The following is a 17,413-nucleotide window of genomic DNA, read 5'->3' on the forward strand; positions in this document are numbered from 1 at the left end:
GGCCTACTCCGCCAGCACGCCGGTGGGGCGGTCGTCGCCGTCGACGACGATCCGGCGGCCGTCGACCTCGCGCACCGAGAGCGTGCGACGCGCGGTGCCCGCCCCCACGAAGCGCGAGACGAACTCGTCCGCGGGGTGGGCGAGGATCTCGGCGGGCGTGCCGCGCTGCGCGATCTCGGCGCCCTTGCGCAGCACGAGCACCTCGTCGCCGAGCGCGAAGGCCTCGTCGATGTCGTGCGTGACGAACAGGATCGTCTTGCCGAGCTCGCGCTGCAGCGTGCGCATCTCCTCCTGCAGCTGGTCGCGCACGATGGGGTCGACGGCGCCGAAGGGCTCGTCCATGAGCAGGATGTTCGGATCGGCGGCGAGGGCGCGGGCGACGCCGACGCGCTGCTGCTGGCCGCCCGAGAGCTGCAGCGGGTAGCGGTCGCCGAGCGCCGGATCGAGGCCGACGCGCTCGAGCAGGCCGAGCGCGGCACGGCGCGCCTCGCGACGGTTCGCGCCCTCGAGCACCGGCACCGTGGCGACGTTGTCGGCGACGGTGCGGTGGGGGAGCAGGCCGCCCGCCTGGAGCACGTAGCCGATCGAGCGGCGCAGCTGCACCTTGTCCATCGCGCGCACGTCGTCGCCGTCGATGGAGACCGTGCCGCTCGTGGGATCGACCATACGGTTCACCATGCGCAGCAGAGTCGTCTTGCCGCAGCCGGAGGAGCCGACGAGCACGACGACGGCGTGCGAGGGGACGACCAGGCTGAAGTCCTCGACGGCGACCGTGCCGTCGGGGTACTCCTTGCGCACGGCTGCGAACTCGATCACGCGGGGGCTCCTCCCTGTCGCGGGGTGCTGACAATACCGGCCGACCCCTCGGCGAGCCTGTGCCCTCGCCCCGCGGCTAGGCTTGCCGACGTGCAGCGGCCGATCGGAGTCTTCGACAGCGGCGTCGGCGGACTCACCGTGGCGCGCGCGATCATCGACCAGCTGCCCGCCGAGTCGATCACGTACATCGGCGACACCGCCAACGGGCCCTACGGCCCGCGCGCGCAGTCGGAGGTGCGGCGCCTCGCGCTCGACGTGCTCGACACGCTCGTCGCGCAGGGCGTGAAGATGCTCGTCATCGCCTGCAACACCGCATCCGCGGCGACCCTCGACGTCGCGCGCGAGCGCTACGGGCAGGGGATGGGCATCCCGGTCGTCGAGGTCATCGACCCGGCCGTGCGGGCAGCCGTGCGCCAGAGCCGCTCCGGCCGGATCGGCGTCATCGGCACCGCGGGCACGATCGGCTCGGGCGCCTACCAGCGCGCGTTCGCCGAGGCCGGCGTGCCGCACGTCGCGGCCGGCGCCGCGCCGCGCTTCGTCGAGTTCGTCGAGGCGGGCGTCACCACCGGCGACGAGGTGCTCGCCGCCGCGCACGAGTACCTCGAGCCGCTGCTGGCCGAGGAGCTCGACACGCTCGTGCTCGGCTGCACGCACTACCCGCTGCTCGCCGGCGCGATCGGCTACGTCGCCGGCCCCGGCGTGCGGCTCGTGTCGAGCGCGGAGGAGACCGCTGCGGACGTCTACCGCATCCTGAGCGACCGGCGCATGCTCGCGCCCGAGCACGCCGCGCCCGCCTACGCGTTCGAGGCGACGACCGCCGCGCAGGAGCCGTTCCTGCGGCTCGCGCGCCGGTTCCTCGGGCCCGAGGTGACGCACGTGGAGTTCACGCAGACCGGGGTCATCCAGCTCCCCGGCCGCACCGACTGAGAGGACCAGGCATGGCACGCAAGGACGGCAGGCAGCTCGACGAGCTGCGCGACGTGACGATCGAGCGGGGCTGGAGCCAGCAGGCCGAGGGCAGCGCCCTCATCTCCTTCGGCGCCACGAAGGTGCTGTGCACCGCATCCGTCATGCCCACGGTGCCCCGCTGGATGGCGGGCAAGGGCAAGGGCTGGGTGACGGCGGAGTACGCGATGCTGCCGCGCTCGACGAACGAGCGGATGGACCGCGAGAGCGTGCGCGGCAAGGTCGGCGGCCGCACGCACGAGATCTCGCGCCTCATCGGCCGCTCCCTGCGGGCCGGCGTCGACATGCGGGCGCTCGGCGAGCTCTCGATCGCGGTCGACTGCGACGTGCTGCAGGCCGACGGCGGCACCCGCACCGCCGCGATCACGGGCGCCTACGTGGCGCTCGCGGACGCGATCCGCTGGGCGCAGGCCGAGGGGCGCGTGCCCAAGAGCGCGACGCCGCTGATCGACTCGGTCGCGGCCGTGTCGGTGGGGATGATCGACGGCGAGCCGATGCTCGACCTCGCCTACGTCGAGGACGTGCGCGCCGGCACCGACATGAACGTCGTCGCGACCGGCCGGGGCCTGCTCATCGAGGTGCAGGGCACCGCAGAGGGCGCGCCCTTCGACCGCGCGGAGCTCGACGGAATGCTCGACCTGGCGCTCGCCGGCACGGCGCGCCTGACCGAGCTGCAGCGAGAGGCGCTCGGCGCATGACCGACCTGGGAGCGACCGGCATCGACGTCGTCGGCGGGGGCCTGCAGGTGGTCGTGGCGACGCGCAACCCGCACAAGGTGGAGGAGCTGCAGCGCATCCTCGCGCCGCTGCTGCCCGGCGTCGAGCTCGTGCCCGACAGCGGCCCGGAGCCCGTGGAGGACGGCGAGACGTTCGAGGCGAACGCGCTCATCAAGGCGCGGGCCGCGCACGAGCGCACCGGGCTGCCCGCGCTCGCGGACGACTCCGGCATCGAGGTCGACGCGCTCGGCGGCGCGCCCGGCATCCACTCGGCGCGCTACGCCGGCACGCGCGACGACCGCGACAACCTCGAGCTGCTGCTGCAGCACCTCGCAGGCCGCACCGACCGCGGGGCGCAGTTCGTCTGCGCCGCGGCGTGGGTCGACGCCGACGGCGAGCTCGCGGTGCGGGCCGACTGGCGGGGCGAGATCGCGGATGCGCCGCGCGGCGAGGGCGGGTTCGGGTACGACCCGGTGTTCGTGCCGCACGACGCCGACGGCAGGGCGGCCGCCGAGCTGAGCCCGGAGGAGAAGGACGCGCGCAGCCACCGGCGGCTCGCGTTCACGGCGCTCGCGGAGCGCGTGCTCGGGCGCTGACGGCGCGGCGCTCGCGAATGCGTCCCGAGCGGCGCTGTGGCATGATTTCGGTGTGCCGAAATCACAGCGTGCGGGACGGCGAAGGATTGCCGTGGCCGTCGCGTGCGTCGCCGCCGCGCTGACGGGCTGCGCGTCGCCGGCGCCGGCCGCGCCGGAGGACGACGGCCGGCCGCTCGTGCTCGCGACCTTCACCGTGATCGCCGACATCGCGCGCGAGGTCGCGGGCGACGCCGCCCGGGTCGAGTCGCTCACCCGCGTCGGCGTCGAGGTGCACGACTACGAGCCGACCCCCGGCGACCTCGTGCGCACCGAGGGCGCCGACCTCGTCGTCACGAACGGCATGGGCATCGACGACTGGCTGCTGACCCTGGTCGAGCGCGCGGATGCGCCGCACGTGGTGCTGAGCGACGTCGTCGACCCGATCCCCATCGAGACCGGCCACTACGCGGGCAATCCCAACGCCCACGCCTGGGTCTCGCCCGCCGAGGGCGCGCGGTACGTCGAGGCGCTGCGCGTCGCGATCGGCGACCTCGTGCCCGCCGAGCGCGACGCGATCGATGCGCGCGCCGCAGCCGTGACGGCCGCGCTCGAGGCTGAGGGCGAGCGGCTCCGCGAGGGCGTCGAGCGGCTGCCCGAGCAGCATCGCGTGCTCGTCACGTGCGAGGGCGCCTTCAGCTACCTCGCCCGCGACGCGGGTCTCGCCGAGGCGAGCCTGTGGCCCGTGAACGCCGGCGGGCAGGGCACGCCGCAGTCGATCGCGGCGGTCGCGGGCGTCGTCGCCGAGACGCGCGTGCCGACCGTCTTCTGCGAGTCCACGACGCATCCGGGCACCCAGCAGCAGATCGCGCGGAACGCCGGCGTGCGCTTCGACGGCGGGCTGCACGTCGACTCGCTCTCGGAGCCCGACGGGCCGGCGCCCACCTACCTCGCGCTCATCGCGCACGACATCGACATCATCCTGGAGGGGCTGGGAGCATGACCGACGCCATCGTCGCCGAGCGCCTCGGCGTCCGCTACGGCGACGTGCGCGCGCTCGCCGACGTGACCGCGCGCATCCGCACCGGCGAGATCACCGGGCTCGTCGGGGTCAACGGCTCCGGCAAGTCGTCGATGCTCGCGGCCGTGCTCGAGCGGGTGCCGCACGAGGGCACCGTGCGCATCCTCGGGCGCACCCCCGCCGAGGCGCGCCGCGCCGGCCTCGTCGCCTCGGTGCCGCAGGCCGAGACGGTCGACTGGGACTTCCCGGTGACGGTGCGCGACGTCGTCACGACCGGCCGCTACGGGCGGATGGGGCTGCTGCGCATCCCGCGCGCCGCCGACCGCGCGGCCGTCGACGAGGCCCTCGCGCTGCTCGGCATCGCCGACCTCGCCGACCGGCAGATCGGCGAGCTCTCGGGCGGGCAGCGCAAGCGCGCCTTCGTCGCCCGCGCGATCGCGCAGGACGCCGAGCTGCTGCTGCTCGACGAGCCGTTCGCGGGCGTCGACCGCACGAGCGAGGCGCAGATCACCGAGGTGCTGCGCGGCATCCGCGCCCAGGGCCGCACCGTGGTGATCGTGCACCACGACCTCTCGGGGGTGGCCGAGCTCGCCGACTCGGTGCTGCTGCTGCGCGGGCGGCTGCTGCACCACGGGCCGCCCGCCGAGACGCTCACGCCCGAGCGCATCGCGGCGGCCTTCGGCGCCGGCACGAGGGAGGAGCGGTGATGGATCCGGGGCTCCTCGACGCGCTGCTCGCGCCCTTCGCCTACGACTTCATGCTGCGGGCGATCCTCGTGACGCTCGTCGCCGCCGTGGCGTGCGCGCTGCTGTCGACGTGGCTCGTGCAGATGGGGTGGTCGCTCATGGGCGATGCGGTCTCGCACTCGGTGCTGCCCGGCGTCGCGCTCGCGTACATCCTGGGGCTGCCGTTCGCCGTCGGCGCCGCCGTGTTCGGCATCGGCGCGGTCGCCCTCATCGGCGGCGTGCGGGCGGCGTCGAGGATCAAGGCGGATGCGGCGATCGGCGTCGTGTTCACGACGCTGTTCGCGCTCGGGCTGGTGATCGTCTCGGTGACGCCCGCCCAGACCGACCTGCAGCACATCCTCTTCGGCAACGTGCTCGGCGTGTCGGACGCCGACATCGCCCAGGTGCTCATCGTCGGCGCGATCGTCTGCGCGACGCTCGTGGTGCTGCGCCGCGACCTGACCCTCGTCGCCTTCGACCCGGGTCACGCCCACGCGATCGGCCTGCGGCCGCGCCTGCTGCACGCGGTGCTGCTCGGCGCGCTCGCGCTCACCGTCGTCACCGCGCTGCAGGCGGTCGGCATCATCCTCGTCGTCGCGATGCTCGTCATCCCCGGCGCGACCGCGTCGCTCATCGCCGTGCGGTGGGACGCGCTGCTCGCGTGGTCGGTCGGCATCACGGTCGCCGCGTCGATGGTGGGGCTCATCGCGGCCTTCTGGATGGACATCTCGCCCGGCGGCGCGGTGGTGCTGACGCAGGGGCTCGCGTTCGGGCTAGCGTTGCTGTTCGGGCCCCGCCGGGGGCTCGTCATCCGGTGGGCGAGAGCGAGGCGTCATGCAGTCGACGGCGGCTGAGGACTACGTCAAGGCGATCTACCACCACACCGAGTGGCAGCCCGAGCCCATCACCCCCTCGCAGCTCGCATCCCGCCTGGGCCTGGCGAACTCCACCGTGACCGAGATGGTGAAGAAGCTCGCCGCCGCGGGCCTCGTGCGCCACCGCCCGTACGGCGCGGTCGAGCTCACCGACGACGGGCGCGCGCTCGCGGTGCGGCAGGTGCGCCGCCACCGGGTCGTCGAGACGTGGCTCGTCGAGCGGCACGGCTACGACTGGGACGAGGTGCACGACGAGGCTGAGATCCTCGAGCACGCGCTGAGCGACCGGCTGCTCGACTCGATCGCCCGCTCGCTCGGCGACCCTGAGCGCGACCCGCACGGCGACCCGATCCCGGCCGCCGACGGCACGGTGCGGCGACCGGATGCGGTGCTGCTCGCCGATGCGGAGGTCGGCCACGCGGGCGCGGTGGTGCGCATCTCGGACGCAGACCCGGCCATGCTGCGGTTCCTCGCCGGGGCCGGGGTCGCGCTCGACGCGCGGCTGACGGTGCTCGGCCAGAAGCCCTACTCGGGCTCGATCCAGGTGCGCAGCGGCTCGACGACGATCGACGTCGGCCCCGACGTCGCGCAGGCGATCTGGCTCGCCGCCTGACCCTGCGGTCGCGCGATCAGCGCTCGATGCCCGGCTGCTGGCCGGTGCCCGAGAGGTCGAGCGTCTCGACGGCGCCCGTCGCGCTGCCGTCGCGGATCTCGCGCTCGACCTCGCGCCGCGACTGGATCGCGTGCCAGACGATGAAGCAGATGGCGATCGCGACGACGCCGAGCAGCACGAGGTCGATGTACTCGGTGACGAGGTCGGCGACGCCGGGGATGTGCGCGACGCCCCAGCCGAGCAGCGGCAGCCCCGCGCCCCAGAGCAGGCCGCCGAGCACGTCGAGCCGGAAGAACAGCGGCCACGGCATGCGCCCGACGCCAGCGGCGACCGGCATGAAGGTGCGGACGATGCCGATGAAGCGGGCGATGATGACGGCGGCCGCGCCGTACTTCAGGAAGAAGCGGTTGGTGCGCTCGATCGTGCGATGCGAGAACAGCCCGGAGGACTTGCGCTGGAAGATGGGCGGCCCGGCCTTGTGCCCGATGAAGTAGCCCAGCTGGTCGCCCGCGACCGCGCACGCCCAGATGCAGAGCATCACGAGCCAGATGGGCTGCGGGATGACGCCGGTGTAGGAGAGCACGCCGGCGATCACGAGCAGCGTGTCGCCCGGCAGCAGGAAGCCGACCAGCAGCCCCGTCTCGACGAAGACGATGGCGCACACGAGCAGCAGCGCCCAGACGCCGGCGCCCGAGATCAGCCCCTCGATGTCGATGAGGAACTCGGCTGGCAGGTGGGGCACGGACGCTCCTTCGCGCGATGGGCGGTCGCCGTGCGGGAGAGGGGACTCGAACCCCCACGCCACGTGGGCACAGGAACCTAAATCCTGCGTGTCTGCCAATTCCACCACTCCCGCGTGGGTGTGATCAGCGTACCTTTTCGCGCAGGTCCCGACGCTCCGGCTCTGCCAAGGTTGTGCCATGCAGATGCGCGCCCTCGTGACCGGCGCCTCGGCCGGGCTCGGCGCGGAGTTCGCGCGCCAGCTCGCCGCCGACGGCTTCGCGCTCGTGCTCGTCGCGCGCAGCGCCGACCGCCTGCGGGAGCTCGCGGCCGAGCTGCCCGCGCTCGGGGCGGCCGACGTCGAGGTGCTGCCCGCCGACCTCACGGACGAGGCCGGCCTCGAGCGGGTCGCCGCGCGCCTGCAGGACGCCGCGCGGCCGGTCGACGTGCTCGTCAACAACGCCGGGCACGCCGTCGCCGAGCCCTTCCACGCATCCGCCATCGCCGACGAGCGCGCAATGCACGAGCTGCTGACCTGGGTGCCGCTGCGGCTCGCCCACGCGGCGCTGCCCGGCATGCGCGAGCGCGGCCGCGGCGGCATCCTCAACGTCGCGAGCCTCGCCGGCCGCCTGCCGAGCGGCTCGTACGCGGCGGCGAAGGCGCAGGTCATCGCCCTGTCGCACGCGCTCGACGCCCGCTACCGCCGCGACGGCGTGACCGTCACGGCGCTGCTGCCGGGCTTCGTCGCGACGGAGTTCCACGAGCGGATGGGCGTCGCGGCCGACACCGTGCCGCGGGCCGGGTGGGCGGATGCGCCGACCGTCGTGCGCGAGGGGCTCGCGGCCCTGCGCCGGCGCCGGGGCGTCGTCGTGAGCGACTGGCGCTACCGGCTCGCCGCGCCGCTGCTGCCGCTCGTGCCGTCGCGGCTCATCGCCGGCTTCGGGCTCGGCGCGAGGATCGAGCGGGGGAGCGGCCGATGAGCGAGATGGTCGCGGTGCTCGGCGCCGGCGTCATGGGCGCCGGCATCGCGCGCGTGCTCGCGCGCGCCGGCCACGAGGTGCGGGTCTTCGACGTCGACCCGGCCGCCGCCGCCCGCGCCGCCGACTCGGCCGGCGCATCCGCGCACGGCTCGGTCGCCTCGGCGGTCGAGGGCGCGACGCTCGTGCTCGAGGCCGCACCCGAGCGGCTCGAGCTGAAGCGCGCGCTGCTCGCCGAGGTCGAGGCGGCGAACGCCGACGCGGTGATCGCCTCGAACACCTCGTCGATCGGGGCCGACGCGCTCGCGGCCGGCATGCGCGACCCGTCGCGGCTCGTCATCGCGCACTTCTTCAACCCCGCCGACACCGTGCCGCTCGTCGAGGTGGTGCCGGGCCCGGCGACGCCGCCGGAGACGGTCGAGCGGATGGTGGCGCTGCTCACCGCGGCGGGCAAGACGACCGTGCCGCTCGCGCACCAGGTCGAGGGGTTCATCGCGAACCGCCTGCAGGCGGCCCTCTACCGCGAGGCGATGCACCTCGTCGAGCGGGGCGTCGCGAGCCCCGAGCAGGTCGACCGGGTCGTCACCGCCGGGCTCGGGCCGCGCTGGGCGCTCGCGGGACCGTTCGAGATCATGGACCTCGGCGGCCTCGACGTCTGGACGAGCGTGGCCGACGGGATCCTGCCGACCCTCGGCGACGCATCCGCCGCCCCCGCGATGCTGCGCGACCGGGCCGAGCGCGGCGACCTGGGCGCGAAGACCGGGCGGGGCTTCCTCGAGCGCGAGGCGGATGCGCCGGCGCGGTTCGCGGCGAGGCTCGCGGCGCTCATCGCGGCCCGCGACGCGCTCGAGCCGTAGCCTCCAAGAGGTTCCGGACGATGAGCGCCGAACTGCCATGGCGCTCCCAGCCGCTCCGTGCCAGCGTGGAGGGCATGACCGAGACCCTCAAGGCCGTCTACGTCAACGGCAGCCTCACCCCGTCCCCGGGCGAGAGCCACACCGACCTGCTGATCGAGGCGAGCGCGCGCATCCTGCGCGAGCAGGGCGTCGAGGTCGAGGTCGTGCGCGCCGTCGACCACGCGATCGCCCCGGGCGTACAGCCCGACATGACCGAGCACGGCGCCGCCGAGGACGCCTGGCCCGCCATCTGGGAGCGCGTGCTCGCGGCCGACATCCTCGTGCTCGCGACACCCATCTGGCTCGGCGACGCCTCGAGCACCACGCGCCGCGTGGTCGAGCGCCTCTACGCCGAGTCGGGCGAGCTCAACGAGCACGGCCAGTCGATCTACTACGGCAAGGTCGGCGGATGCCTCGTCGGCGGCAACGAGGACGGCATGAAGCACGTCGCGCGCGAGGTGCTCTACGCCCTGCAGCACCTCGGCTGCACCATCCCGCCGCAGGCCGACGCGGGCTGGGTGGGCGAGGCGGGCCCCGGCCCCTCCTACGGCGACGAGCTCGACGACGGCTCGCACGCGGGCGCCGACAACGACTTCACGCAGCGCAACATCACCATCATGACGTGGAACCTGCTGCACCTCGCGCGCATGCTGCGCGGCGGCATCCCGACCGAGGGCAACGACCGCAACGCCTGGGAGCGCGGCGAGCGCTTCGGGTTCCAGAACCCCGAGTACCGATAGGAGCGCGACCATGACCGACATCCGCCTGCACATCGAGGACTCCGGCGGCGACGGCCGCCCCGTCGTGCTGCTGCACGGCTGGCCGCTCTCGGCCGAGGCGTGGGCGGCGCAGACCGCGGCGCTCACCGCCGCCGGCCACCGCGTCGTCGTCTACGACCGCCGCGGCTTCGGCCGCAGCGACAAGCCCGACGAGGGCTACGACTACGACACGCTCGCGGCCGACCTCGACCGGGTGCTCACCGAGCTCGACCTGCGCGACGTCGCGCTCGTCGGCTTCTCGATGGGCGGCGGCGAGGTCGCGCGCTACGTCTCGACCTACGGCGAGGAGCGCGTGCGCTCGGTGGTGTTCGCGGCAGCGGTCCCGCCGTACCTGCTGCACGCCGACGACAACCCGGAGGGCCCGCTCACCGAAGAGGCCTACCGCTCGCTCCGCGCCGGGCTCGAGGCCGACCGCGACGCGTTCTTCGACGAGTTCACGACCGGCTTCTTCTCGACCGAGGAGGGACTGCAGGTGAGCGAGGCGCAGCGCCAGGAGGGCATCCGGCTCGCCCTGCAGTCGCACCAGCCGGCGGCGCTCGGGGCGATGGACGCGTGGGCGACCACCGACTTCCGCGACGACCTCGGCACGATCACCGTGCCGGTGCTCGTGCTGCACGGCGACGGCGACCAGACGGTGCCGTTCGAGGGCTCCGGCCGCCGCACGCACGAGACGATCGAGCACAGCGAGCTGCACGTCATCTCCGGCGCCCCGCACGGCTGCAACGTCAGCCACGCCGACGAGTTCAACCGGGCCCTCATCGCGTTCCTGGGCTGATGGAGGTCACCGACTGGCTGCTGCAGGGCGATCCCTCGATCCGCTGGCAGGCGATGGCCGACCTGCTCGACGAGGATCCGGATGCCGTGGCCCGCGAGCGCGCGAGGGTCGCGCACGAGGGCCATGGCGCGGCGCTGCTCGCCGCCCGCGGGGCCGACGGGCAGTGGGCCGGCGGCGCGCACTTCCCGAAGGCCGAGCCGACGCTGCCCGGCCAGCCGTGGACATCCACCGCCCACGTGCTCACCGAGCTGCGGCTGCTGGGCGTCGACCCTTCGGACGCCGCGGTGCGGGAGGCGATCGCCGACGTCAAGCGCGTCACGCGCTGGGAGTACGACGACGAGCCGTTCTTCGAGGGCGAGGTCGAGCCGTGCATCAACGGCGCGCTCGTGACGAACGCCGTCTACTACGGCGAGGACGCGACGCCGATCGTCGAGCGGCTGCTCGGCGAGCGCATGGAGGACGGCGGCTGGAACTGCGAGCAGGAGCGCGGCTCGGTGCGCTCGTCGTTCGACACGACGATCGCGGTGCTCGAGGCGCTCGCGGCGTTCGAGCGCGTGAGCGACGACCCGCGCGTGCCCGAGGCGCGGGCGAGCGGCGAGGCCTACCTGCTCGAGCGCTCGCTGCTGCGACGGCGCTCGACCGGCGAGATCGTCGACGAGGGCTACCTGCGCTTCGCGTTCCCGCCGCGCCACGAGTACGACGCGCTGCGGGCGCTCGAGCACTTCCGTGCCGTCGCCGCCCGCCCCGACGAGCGGATGGCCGAGGCGATCGAGCTCGTGCGCTCGAAGCGGCGGGACGACGGCCGCTGGCCGCTCGACGTCGTGCACGGCGGCGACCGGGTCGTCGGCTACGGGCCGGTCGGGGAGCCGAGCCGCTGGATCACGCTCAAGGCGCTGCGGGTGCTGCGGTGGGCTGACGGGGGCTGAGGCGCCTGTGGACAACTTCCGCGAGGCCTGACGCGCTCGCGGTTCACTGGCTCGCATGCGCCAGGCCGTCGCCGAGATCACCGCCACCGTGCGGGCGCGGGTGCGCCGCGAGGGCGTCGACCTGGCCCGCTCGGGCGACCTCGCCGAGCGCTACGTGCGCGACGCGGTGCGCTCCTACGCCGAGCGCTCGCTCGGCGGCAGCGTGCCGCTGCTGGCCGACGAGCGGCAGGCCGAGCGCGACGTGCTCGCGGCGGTCTCGGGCTACGGGCCGCTGCAGCCCTACCTCGACGATCCGGAGGTCGAAGAGCTGTGGGTCAACCACGGCTCGCGCGTCTTCTGCGCGCGCGGCGGCGTCAGCGAGCAGCTGCCGATCCGGCTCACCGAGACCGAGGTGCGCGACCTCGTCGAGCGCATGCTCTCGACGACCGGCCGCCGCGTCGACCTCTCGTCGCCCTTCGTCGACGCGTCGCTGCCCGACGGCTCCCGCCTCCACGTCGCATCCGGCGACGTCGCCCGCGGCGCGATGTCGATCAACATCCGCAAGTTCGCCCGGCGGCTCGCCGCGCTCTCGGCGCTCGTCGAGCGCGGCGCGCTCAGCCAGCAGGCGGCCGCGTTCCTGCGCAGCGCGGTCGTCGCCGGCTGCAACATCCTCGTCTCCGGGCCGACGCACGCCGGCAAGACCACCATGCTGAACGCCCTGCTCGCCGCCGTGCGGCCGGGCGAGCGGGTGGTGACGGTCGAGGAGACGTTCGAGCTCGATCCGCCCGTCGACGACATCGTGGGGCTCCAGTGCCGGCAGCCGTCGCTCGAGGGCACGGGCGAGATCTCGCTGCGGCGGCTGGTGAAGGAGAGCCTGCGGATGCGCCCCGACAGGCTCGTCGTCGGCGAGGTGCGCGAGGCCGAGGCGCTCGACCTGCTCGTGGCGCTCAACTGCGGCGTCTCCGGCATGTGCTCGATCCATGCCAACTCCGCGCGTGACGCGCTCACGAAGCTCACGACCCTGCCGCTGCTCGCGGGGCGCAACATCGACGCCGGGTTCGTCGTGCCCACCGTCGCGCAGTGCGTCGACCTCGTGGTGCACCTCGCGATCGACGCCCGCGGCAACCGCCGCGTCGTCGAGATCCTCGCGCCCACCGGGCAGGTCACCGCCGGCGTCATCGAGGCGTCCGTGCTGTTCGCCCTCCGCGACGGGCTGCTCGAGCCGACCGGGTCGCATCCGGCGAGGACGGCGAAGTTCGCCGCGGTCGGCGTCGACCCCGTCGCGCTGCTCGGGAGCCGCGCATGACGTGGCTGCTCGGCTGCCTCCTCGGCCTTGGCATCGTGCTCGCCGTCAGCCCGTGGCTGTGGCCGCGAAGCGCCCGCACGCCGGATCCGCAGCCGCGCCGCCGACTGCTCGACCGCCTCACGCACGCGGGCCTCGAGGGCGTCCCGCCGGTCGCGCTCGCGGCGGTGTCGGTGCTGGCCGGCGTCCTCGCCGCGGGCGTCGCGCTCGCCCTCGCACCGGTGGTCGCCGTCGCGGCCGCCGCGTTCGCCGCCGGCGCCGCCGGGCCCGTGATCGCCGTGCGCTGGCGCGCCAAGCGGCGCCGCCGAGCGCAGGCGTCGGTCTGGCCCGACGTCGTCGACCACCTGGTCTCCGCCGTGCGGAGCGGGCTGGCGCTGCCGGATGCGGTGGCGCAGCTCGCGCACGCCGGTCCGGAGATCACGCGAGCGGCCTTCACCGCCTACGCGGCCGATCACCGCGCGACCGGCTCGTTCGCCTACGCCCTCGACCGCCTGAAGGACCGCCTGGCCGATCCGGTCGCCGACCGCATCCTCGAGACGCTGCGGATGGCGCGCGAGGTCGGCGGCACGGAGGTGACGACGGTGCTGCGCGAGCTCGCCGCCTACCTGCGCGTCGACCTCGCCACTCGCGGCGAGCTGGAGGCGAGGCAGACGTGGATCGTCAGCGCGGCACGGCTGGGGGTCGCCGCGCCGTGGATCGTGCTGCTCATCCTCTCGACCCGCCCCGAGGCGGCCCAGGCCTACAACGCCCCCGGCGGACTCGCGCTCATCGCCAGCGGCGCGGTCGTGACCTTCATCGCGTACCGCGTGATGCTGCGCATCGGCGCACTGCCGACCGAGGCGCGGTGGTTCGCGTGACCGCGTCGGTCGGGTGGAGCCTGATCCTCGGCGCCGGCCTCGGGCTCGGGCTGTGGATGCTCGTGAGCCTCGTGCCGATCCTGCGCCGACCGCTGCTGCTGCACCGGGTCGCGCCCTACGTGCTCGACGTCTCGCCGGGCGCGCGCGACCTGCTCGCACGCAGGCGCGTGGACCCGGCGCGCGTGCTCGGCGTGGTCGCGTCGCCGGTCGGCGATCGGCTGGCGCCGCTCGTGCACGCGGTGCTCGGCGCGCCCGACGGCATCCGCTTGCGGCTGCGGCAGGCGGCGGCGAGCGAGACGGTGAGCGACTTCCGCGGGCGCCAGCTGCGCTGGACGGTGCTCGGAGCCGCCGTCGGCGCGGCGCTCGGGGTGGTGGGCGCGGTGCAGCAGGGGCAGCTCGCGCTGCCCGCGGGGCTCGCGCTGCTCGGCGCCGCGATCGGCGCCGCCGCCGTCGACTGGCTGCTCCAGCGACGCGCGAAGCGGCGGCTCGCGCGCATCTCGAGCGAGCTGCCGTCGATCCTCGAGTTCCTGTCGCTGAGCCTCGCCGCGGGGGAGGGCCTGCAGGACGCGCTGCGCCGGGTCGGCGCCGCGGGCCGCAGCGCGCTCGGGAGCGAGCTCGCGGGTGTCGTCGCGCGGTCGGCGGCGGGGGAGAGCCTCTCGAGCGCGCTCGGGGCGCTGGCCGACGAGCTCGGGCACCCCGGGGTCACTCGCAGCGTCGAGCAGATGCGCGGCGCGATCGAGCGCGGCACGCCGCTCGCCCAGACGCTGCAGGCGCAGGCGCTCGACGCGCGCGACGCCGCGAAGCGCGACCTGCTCGAGGCGGCGGGCCGCAAGGAGATCTCGATGCTCGTGCCGCTCGTGTTCGGGCTGCTGCCGACCACGGTGGCGTTCGCGATGTGGCCGGGCATCCATGTGCTGCAGGTCGGATTCTGAAGGAGGAGACCATGTCCACGATCAGCTGTCGCTTCGCCCGCCTCGTCGGGAGGGTTCGCGACGAGGAGCGCGGCGACGTGCCCGGCTGGGTGCTCGTCACGCTCATGACGGCGGGGCTCGTCATCGTCATCTGGACGGTCGCCGGGCCCGCCCTGTCGGGTGTGTTCGAGCAGGCCATCGCGAGGGTCACGAGCTTCTGATGCGCCTGGCCGACGAGCGTGGCTCGGCGGTCGCGGAGTTCACGATGGTCGCCGGGCTGCTCGTGCTGCTCGTGCTCTCGGTCGTGCAGCTCTCGCTCGCGCTGCACGTGCGCGCGACGCTCGCCGACGCGGCCGCGGAGGGGGCGCGGCACGCGTCGCTGGTCGGGTCGGATGCGTCGGCCGGCATCGCGCGCACGCGCGAGCTGATCACGACCGCCGTCGGGCCCGCCTACGCGGAGCAGGTGTCGGCGGGGACGGCGGTCGTCGCAGGGCTCGAGACGATCGAGATCCGGGTCGCGGCGCCGCTGCCCGTGATCGGGCTCGTCGGCCCCGTGGGACTGGAGGTGCGCGGGCATGCGCCGCTCGAGTCGCTGGGCTGAGCTGCGGCGCGCGCTCCGCGACGACGCCGGCAGCGCCTCGCTCGAGTTCCTGACGGTCGGGGTGCTGCTGTTCGTCCCGCTCGTCTACCTGTCGCTCTCGCTCGGGCAGATCCAGCACGCCGTGCTCGGCATCGAGGGGGCGGCGCGGCACGCGGCGCGCGTCATCGCCGCGGCCGACGGGCACGACGAGGGGCTCGCCGCAGCCGACCGCGCGATCCGCGTCGCGCTGGCCGACGCGGGGCTCGAGCCTGCGGCTGCCGAGGTCGCGATCTCGTGCGCGCCGGCGGCGGGCGACTGCCAGACGCCGCGCGGCACCGTCTCCGTGCAGGTCGACGCGACGGTGCCGCTGCCGCTCGCGCCGCCCGTGCTCGCGCTCGACGTCGGAATGGGCGTCCCGGTCTCGGCGCTCGCGTCGCAGCCGGTCTCGGCGTTCGGCGGCGCGCCGTGAAGAGCGTGCTGCGGCGCCTCGCGCGCGAGGACGACGGCTCGACGCTCGTGCTCACCATGGGGTTCGCGGCGCTCGCGCTCGCGCTCATCCTCGCGGTGACGGCGGCGACCAGCATGCTGATCGAGCGGCGCCGGCTCTTCACCGTCGCCGACGGCGCGGCGCTCGCGGCGGCCGAGGCGTTCGCGCTCGAGCAGGTGCGCTTCGACGGCACCGCCGCCGCGCCCGAGCTCGCCGACGCGGCCGTCGACGAGGCGGCCGCGTCGTGGGCGTCGCGCGCTGCCGCCGGCCTCGCGGACGTGCGCGTCGACGGCGCGAGCGCCGACGCTCGCAGCGCCTCCGTCACGGTCTCGAGCGCGTGGCGCCCGCCGGTGGTCTCCCTCTTCCTGCCGGAGGGCATCCGCCTCGACGTGACGTCGACCGCGAGGGCGGTCTTCGTCGACTGACGTCGCCGGCGCTCAGGGCTCGGTGACGGTGATGCGGTCGAAGGCGACGCTGCCGCCGCCCGGGTTGTTCGGCACGTAGGTGAAGACGCTGACGGCGCCGGGTGCCTGGAGGGCGGCGAGGCTGTTCGTCCCCGAGCGCAGCCAGCCGGGCTCCGCCTGCCCGACCGGCCACAGCTTCGCCCGCACAGTGGTGGGCGAGGTGCCCGTCACCTCCATGCTGAAGGCGTACTGCTGGCCCGGCGCGATCGTGATGGGCACCTGCAGCATCGGCGCGATCGCGGTCGCGCCGTCCTGCAGCAGGTACATCCGCACGCCGCCGTCGGCCTGCAGCCGCAGCCTCGCGATGTAGTTCGCCGAGCCGATGCGACGCCCGACGAGCGAGACGTACTGCGCCTCGACCAGCGAGCCGACGGAGAAGACCGCGTCGATGCGGGTGCTCGCGCTCGAGACGCCGTTGAGGTCGGCGAAGACCGTCTGGGTCGTGGCGGGCGGGATGGTCATGCGGCCGGCCCCGCCGGAGACCGAGAACCTGCTCGCCGTGCCCCGCAGGGTCCAGGGGCCGCCGACATCCGCCGACCCCCATGCGTTGGCGAGCGTGCGGGTGAAGGCGTCGAGGGCGAGCACGCGCTCTGCGGGGTCGAGCACGGTGACGCTCCGGACGGCCTCGCCGCTCGCGCCCTCGTCGTCGGTCACGGTGAGGGTGATCGGGTAGACGCCGGTGCCGGCGTACGTGTGGGTCACGGTCTCGCCCGTGGCCGTGCTGCCGTCGCCGAGCTGCCATGCGTACGACGCGATGGTGCCGTCGGCGTCGCTCGAGCCGCTCGCGCTCGCCGTCACCGCGAGGCCGTCGGACTCCACGGCGATCGATGCCGTCGGCGGGGCGTTGGCGGCGGGGGTGCGCAGCGTCCACGTCGAGGACGTCGTGGTCGACGCCCCGTCGGAGACGACCGCTCGCCACTCGTATTCGGTGCCCAGCGCGAGGTCGGGCCACTCCACGGAGGCGACCTCGCCCGCGTCGACCCGCGCGGTGCCGATCGGCTCGAACGGCGCCGGCTCCCGCGAGGTCAGGTCGAACGGGAGGGTGAAGGACGAGTCGGCGTCGGTCTCGTACTGCCCGAGCACCGGCGAGTAGGTGGTCGCGGTCAGCGTGCCCTCCGTCGGCTCGAACGAGTAGTACCGCAGCCACCCGTTGCCGCCGTTGGCCCGGGCCTGGTAGTCGGTCAGGATCTGGTGCACCGGCTGGCCGCAGACGTTCTCGTCGGTGCGGCTCGCCTCGCCGAGGTCGCCGTCGTGCTCGTGGCCGGAGAGGACGAGGCGGATCTGGCAGTGCTGCGCGACGAAGTCCTGCCACATCGCCGCGGGTGCGGTCCCGCCCGGGCGCTGGGGCGTCGTGCGGTGGGTCCCCGTGATGCTCAGGAAGCTGTGGGTCGCCATGATGACCGTGCGGTCAGGGTGCGCGTCGAGCACGCGGTCGGCCCAGTCGAGCGCGTAGCC

At 74.6% G+C, this 17,413-nt stretch carries 22 protein-coding genes and 1 tRNA gene; 19 read left to right on the plus strand and 4 right to left on the minus strand.

What is annotated here, in order from left to right:
• Positions 1 to 3: 3 nt before the first annotated feature.
• Positions 4 to 816 (minus strand): ABC transporter ATP-binding protein, encoded by an 813-nt coding sequence (locus FQ330_RS08495; protein ID WP_146356745.1) that lies wholly within the window; start codon positions 814 to 816, stop codon positions 4 to 6.
• A gap of 90 nt (positions 817 to 906) precedes the next feature.
• On the opposite strand from FQ330_RS08495, the gene murI reads away from it, so the two are divergent.
• The 7 genes from murI to FQ330_RS08530 all read left to right on the plus strand — a co-directional run bounded on the left by murI (position 907) and on the right by FQ330_RS08530 (position 6,304).
• Positions 907 to 1,743 (plus strand): glutamate racemase, encoded by an 837-nt coding sequence (murI, locus tag FQ330_RS08500; RefSeq protein WP_146356747.1) that lies wholly within the window; start codon positions 907 to 909, stop codon positions 1,741 to 1,743.
• 11 nt (positions 1,744 to 1,754) lie between these two features.
• Positions 1,755 to 2,480 (plus strand): ribonuclease PH, encoded by a 726-nt coding sequence (gene rph, locus FQ330_RS08505; protein ID WP_128188436.1) that lies wholly within the window; start codon positions 1,755 to 1,757, stop codon positions 2,478 to 2,480.
• On the plus strand, positions 2,477 to 3,094 hold the full coding sequence (rdgB, locus tag FQ330_RS08510) for an RdgB/HAM1 family non-canonical purine NTP pyrophosphatase (RefSeq protein WP_146356749.1): 618 nt from the start codon (positions 2,477 to 2,479) through the stop codon (positions 3,092 to 3,094). The genes rph and rdgB overlap by 4 nt, the downstream gene beginning before the upstream one ends.
• Before the next feature lie 91 nt (positions 3,095 to 3,185).
• Positions 3,186 to 4,073, plus strand: coding sequence for a metal ABC transporter solute-binding protein, Zn/Mn family (locus tag FQ330_RS08515; protein ID WP_146356751.1), 888 nt, complete (start codon positions 3,186 to 3,188; stop codon positions 4,071 to 4,073).
• Positions 4,070 to 4,798 carry a metal ABC transporter ATP-binding protein gene (locus FQ330_RS08520; protein WP_146356753.1) on the plus strand — a complete coding sequence of 243 codons (729 nt, stop codon included), beginning with the start codon at positions 4,070 to 4,072 and terminating at the stop codon, positions 4,796 to 4,798. Before FQ330_RS08515 ends, FQ330_RS08520 begins: the two co-directional genes overlap by 4 nt.
• Complete coding sequence (locus FQ330_RS08525; protein WP_146356755.1) at positions 4,798 to 5,670, plus strand: metal ABC transporter permease; 873 nt, start codon at positions 4,798 to 4,800, stop codon at positions 5,668 to 5,670. Before FQ330_RS08520 ends, FQ330_RS08525 begins: the two co-directional genes overlap by 1 nt.
• A complete protein-coding gene (locus FQ330_RS08530; protein WP_128188441.1) occupies positions 5,651 to 6,304 on the plus strand; it encodes a metal-dependent transcriptional regulator in 654 nt (217 codons plus the stop codon). Before FQ330_RS08525 ends, FQ330_RS08530 begins: the two co-directional genes overlap by 20 nt.
• A gap of 16 nt (positions 6,305 to 6,320) precedes the next feature.
• Here the strand turns inward: FQ330_RS08530 and FQ330_RS08535 are convergent, their stop codons facing one another.
• Positions 6,321 to 7,046 (minus strand): DedA family protein, encoded by a 726-nt coding sequence (locus tag FQ330_RS08535; protein ID WP_128188442.1) that lies wholly within the window; start codon positions 7,044 to 7,046, stop codon positions 6,321 to 6,323.
• Between the two features lie 31 nt (positions 7,047 to 7,077).
• Positions 7,078 to 7,160 (minus strand) — tRNA-Leu (locus tag FQ330_RS08540).
• A gap of 64 nt (positions 7,161 to 7,224) precedes the next feature.
• Here FQ330_RS08540 and FQ330_RS08545 point away from each other — a divergent pair.
• The 12 genes from FQ330_RS08545 to FQ330_RS08600 all read left to right on the plus strand — a co-directional run bounded on the left by FQ330_RS08545 (position 7,225) and on the right by FQ330_RS08600 (position 15,919).
• Entirely contained in the window at positions 7,225 to 8,004 is a 780-nt protein-coding gene (locus FQ330_RS08545) for an SDR family NAD(P)-dependent oxidoreductase (protein ID WP_146356757.1), read from the plus strand.
• On the plus strand, positions 8,001 to 8,858 hold the full coding sequence (locus FQ330_RS08550; RefSeq protein ID WP_146356759.1) for a 3-hydroxyacyl-CoA dehydrogenase family protein: 858 nt from the start codon (positions 8,001 to 8,003) through the stop codon (positions 8,856 to 8,858). Before FQ330_RS08545 ends, FQ330_RS08550 begins: the two co-directional genes overlap by 4 nt.
• Positions 8,859 to 8,932: 74 nt before the next feature.
• Complete coding sequence (locus FQ330_RS08555; protein WP_146356761.1) at positions 8,933 to 9,637, plus strand: flavodoxin family protein; 705 nt, start codon at positions 8,933 to 8,935, stop codon at positions 9,635 to 9,637.
• Between the two features lie 10 nt (positions 9,638 to 9,647).
• A complete protein-coding gene (locus FQ330_RS08560) occupies positions 9,648 to 10,451 on the plus strand; it encodes an alpha/beta fold hydrolase (RefSeq protein WP_146356763.1) in 804 nt (267 codons plus the stop codon).
• Positions 10,451 to 11,377, plus strand: coding sequence for a hypothetical protein (locus tag FQ330_RS08565; protein ID WP_146356765.1), 927 nt, complete (start codon positions 10,451 to 10,453; stop codon positions 11,375 to 11,377). The genes FQ330_RS08560 and FQ330_RS08565 overlap by 1 nt, the downstream gene beginning before the upstream one ends.
• Positions 11,378 to 11,432: 55 nt before the next feature.
• Positions 11,433 to 12,662 (plus strand): CpaF family protein, encoded by a 1,230-nt coding sequence (locus FQ330_RS08570; RefSeq protein ID WP_146356767.1) that lies wholly within the window; start codon positions 11,433 to 11,435, stop codon positions 12,660 to 12,662.
• Entirely contained in the window at positions 12,659 to 13,516 is an 858-nt protein-coding gene (locus FQ330_RS08575; protein ID WP_146356769.1) for a type II secretion system F family protein, read from the plus strand. Before FQ330_RS08570 ends, FQ330_RS08575 begins: the two co-directional genes overlap by 4 nt.
• Entirely contained in the window at positions 13,513 to 14,448 is a 936-nt protein-coding gene (locus FQ330_RS08580) for a type II secretion system F family protein (protein ID WP_225792768.1), read from the plus strand. The genes FQ330_RS08575 and FQ330_RS08580 overlap by 4 nt, the downstream gene beginning before the upstream one ends.
• Positions 14,449 to 14,459: 11 nt before the next feature.
• Positions 14,460 to 14,648, plus strand: a complete 189-nt coding sequence (locus tag FQ330_RS08585) for a hypothetical protein (protein ID WP_146356771.1) — start codon at positions 14,460 to 14,462, stop codon at positions 14,646 to 14,648.
• Positions 14,648 to 15,028: a TadE/TadG family type IV pilus assembly protein gene (locus tag FQ330_RS08590; protein WP_310124406.1), complete on the plus strand. Its 381-nt coding sequence runs from the start codon at positions 14,648 to 14,650 to the stop codon at positions 15,026 to 15,028. The genes FQ330_RS08585 and FQ330_RS08590 overlap by 1 nt, the downstream gene beginning before the upstream one ends.
• Complete coding sequence (locus FQ330_RS08595; protein ID WP_146356773.1) at positions 15,003 to 15,476, plus strand: TadE/TadG family type IV pilus assembly protein; 474 nt, start codon at positions 15,003 to 15,005, stop codon at positions 15,474 to 15,476. Before FQ330_RS08590 ends, FQ330_RS08595 begins: the two co-directional genes overlap by 26 nt.
• Positions 15,473 to 15,919 carry a pilus assembly protein TadG-related protein gene (locus FQ330_RS08600; protein WP_146356775.1) on the plus strand — a complete coding sequence of 149 codons (447 nt, stop codon included), beginning with the start codon at positions 15,473 to 15,475 and terminating at the stop codon, positions 15,917 to 15,919. Before FQ330_RS08595 ends, FQ330_RS08600 begins: the two co-directional genes overlap by 4 nt.
• Positions 15,920 to 15,931: 12 nt before the next feature.
• Here FQ330_RS08600 and FQ330_RS08605 read toward each other — a convergent pair whose 3' ends face one another.
• Positions 15,932 to 17,353 carry a PKD domain-containing protein gene (locus FQ330_RS08605; protein WP_225792769.1) on the minus strand — a complete coding sequence of 474 codons (1,422 nt, stop codon included), beginning with the start codon at positions 17,351 to 17,353 and terminating at the stop codon, positions 15,932 to 15,934.
• Between the last annotated feature and the right edge of the window lie 60 nt (positions 17,354 to 17,413).

The organism is Agrococcus sediminis (assembly GCF_007923295.1).
Lineage (GTDB): Bacteria > Actinomycetota > Actinomycetes > Actinomycetales > Microbacteriaceae > Agrococcus > Agrococcus sediminis.